Annotated in this window: 3 protein-coding genes and 1 pseudogene; 1 reads left to right on the plus strand and 3 read right to left on the minus strand. The window is 33.6% G+C overall.

The features are described 5' to 3' along the window. Nucleotides 1-68 precede the first annotated feature (68 nt). On the minus strand, nt 69-245 hold the full coding sequence (locus J5V48_RS09580) for a hypothetical protein (protein ID WP_219938394.1): 177 nt from the start codon (nt 243-245) through the stop codon (nt 69-71). A gap of 18 nt (nt 246-263) precedes the next feature. Continuing rightward, nucleotides 264-878: a methionine ABC transporter permease gene (locus tag J5V48_RS09585; RefSeq protein ID WP_336244991.1), complete on the minus strand. Its 615-nt coding sequence runs from the start codon at nt 876-878 to the stop codon at nt 264-266. A 44-nt stretch (nt 879-922) separates the two neighbouring features. Here J5V48_RS09585 and J5V48_RS09590 point away from each other — a divergent pair, with 44 nt between their 5' ends. Further along, nucleotides 923-1558, plus strand: coding sequence for an IS607 family transposase (locus tag J5V48_RS09590; protein ID WP_219938398.1), 636 nt, complete (start codon nt 923-925; stop codon nt 1556-1558). A 578-nt stretch (nt 1559-2136) separates the two neighbouring features. Here J5V48_RS09590 and J5V48_RS09595 read toward each other — a convergent pair. Continuing rightward, nucleotides 2137-2571 (minus strand): annotated as a pseudogene (locus J5V48_RS09595) (transposase); the annotation flags it as partial. Nucleotides 2572-2654 lie beyond the last annotated feature (83 nt).

Below are 2654 nucleotides of genomic sequence, written 5' to 3' on the forward strand. Positions count from 1 at the left end.
TTCGTGTGTATCAAGAATTTTGTTTCAAGTGTTACCTGATCTAGGTTCATTTTGTGATTAAATGAGGTTTATTTCCAATAACCTTCCTTTTCAAGAATTGGCTGCACACCAGAAATGAATAGCTCTGAGTATGGACCTTGTGATTTACTAAACTTCAATACAGGATGATCCTTATCAAAGCCATATGATGATGTTGATACTAATAAAGTAGCTAAAGCAACTATAGATAAAGTTTTAAATTTCATGATTTTCTCCAATTTTTATTATTTATGTCCTCTGGCTTTTGCTGCCAGGAAGTTTCCAACAGACTGAATTATCTGAACGAAAACGACTAAAACTATTACTGTAAAGAGCATTAAAGGGAAATTCATTCGCTCATAACCATATGTAAGTGCAAGATCGCCTACACCGCCACCGCCGATGACACCTGCCATTGCTGTAGCACCAAGTAATGTTATGGTGCCAATGGTGACTGACAGAATCAGTGATGATTTTGCCTCTGGCAGAATGAAATGAACGATTATTTCAAAGGTACTTGCTCCCATTGCCTTTGCAGCTTCAATAATGCCTTTGTTTACACCTAACAGAGAGTTTTCAAACAATCTTGATAAATAAGGTGTAATGAAGGTTGTAAGAGGAACTAATGCTGCAGTTGTACCAATTCTTGTGCCTACAATCGCCTTTGTTACAGGAAGAATAAAAACTAAAAGAATAATAAAAGGTACTGAACGGACAACATTGATTACAGAATTTAAAACAAAGAACACTACTTTGTTTTCCTTTATTCCACCTTCTCTTGTCAGAACAAGTAAGAATGAAAGAATAAGAGCAAAAAATGAACCTATAAAAAGGGTAATTAACAGTTTTATTAAAAATATAAATAGTTTATAATATCTAAAATTATTTTTTTAGATTTAGATTTATGAACAAGATTATTTCAATAGGACAAGCAGCAAAAATATTAGGAGTTCATGTTCAAACGTTAAGAAATTGGGAAAAGTCAGGTAAATTAAAGCCTGATAGTATTTCTCCTGGTGGAACAAGACGATACAACCTTGAACATATTCTTCAATTATCTGGTAAAGAAATACCAGTTCAAAGTGATAACAGATATACAGTCGCTTATGCTAGAGTAAGCAGTCACGATCAGAAAGATGATTTAAAAAGACAGGCTCAGGTTCTTGAATTATACTGTGCTGAGCATGGTTATCAGTTTGAAATGATAACTGATCTAGGATCAGGAATGAATTATTATAAGAAAGGACTGACTTCTTTAATCAATAAGATCTTAAATAATGAAGTAAAAAGACTGGTATTGACGCACAAGGATAGATTATTAAGATTTGGAGCAGAGCTTATATTCTCAATTTGTGAAGCTAAAGGTGTAGAGGTGGTTATTATAAATCGAGGAGAAGATAAGCCAAGTTTTGAAGAGGATTTAGCAAAAGATGTTCTTGAAATCATAACAGTATTTTCAGCAAGATTGTACGGAAGCGGAAGTAAAAAGAATAAGAAATTATTAGATAGATTAAAAGAAGCAGCAGAAACTGACAGGTAATAGAAAGAATGATTGTAGGACAGATTATAGAGCTAAAAGCAAACAATAAGTTTTTTACTTATTGTCGAAAGGCTTTTGGAGTCAGAAGATTTGCCTACTATATGGTGACATCGTGGAAGTCAACATCTTTTTGAATTATTTTTGTCGCCATATTATATCTGACAATTCTTTGCTAACTCCTTTATTATAAAGGAATTATATTATTTCTTATTAGGTTATTTTGGGTAAAAAATATTTCGTGGAACCTAATCCACATTTATTTTAAGTTCAGCTAAAAAGAAAGTCCTAACCTATAAAGTGCTCCTTCAATTAAAGCTATACAGTCTCAAATCTCAGGTTGACCATTCTTTGTTTAAAGTTTCTATGATCATGAGTCAGTCTTTACTGCTATTTCTACATGTTAGATCAAATAATGTATCTTGAACTCCAGTGCCAAATTCTATTAGAAGCATGTAACTTAGTACTGCTATTATTGGTAATGCATCTTGGAGAAATCTAAGGTATAGGTGCTTTGAGAGAGTTACTGCATACTTTGTAAAAAAAGTAAATTGTTTTAAACCCTTTGTCCTTATTGGAGCTTAATCTAAAGTAGCTTCGGTATAACCATACAGTTCTTGAAGCAGGGCATCAGCACTTACTTTGGTTAAGCATCTGTTTGAGTAAGCATGAATTCTTGCTTTCTTATTTCCAAGTGAGTCATCTATTTGTGGATCATAAGCAGTGCCATGATGGAGAACTCCAAAGACAACTCTTATGATTTTGGCACATATGCTGATAACTCCACGTTTAAAGGCAACTGTATTTCTTGAATACATTCTTTGGATATATTCTGAGCGTGGAGATATTTGAAGCTTATTACCACAGTGTAATAAAGTAAGAACAGCCTGGTAAAGCATTCTCTTAACCACAGGATCACCGTTACGAGACATCTTTCCCATTTCAATCTTACCACCACTGCCAGAATGAGCAGTAAACAGACCAAAGTATGCCTGTAGAGCTCTGGCTGTTTTAAATCTGCTTGGAAAATCTTTTAGTTATGACGCAAAGATCTTGAATTGATCGATCACTTTATCTTGATTTAATCGATCAGAAGATC

The organism is Succinivibrio faecicola (genome assembly GCF_019448115.1).
In the GTDB taxonomy this organism is placed as follows: domain Bacteria; phylum Pseudomonadota; class Gammaproteobacteria; order Enterobacterales; family Succinivibrionaceae; genus Succinivibrio; species Succinivibrio faecicola.

Coding starts and splice junctions, on each gene's coding strand:
- J5V48_RS09580 (WP_219938394.1), bottom strand. CDS start 245: ATGAAATTTAAAACTTTATCTATAGTTGCTTTAGCTACTTTATTAGTA.
- J5V48_RS09590 (WP_219938398.1), top strand. CDS start 923: ATGAACAAGATTATTTCAATAGGACAAGCAGCAAAAATATTAGGAGTT.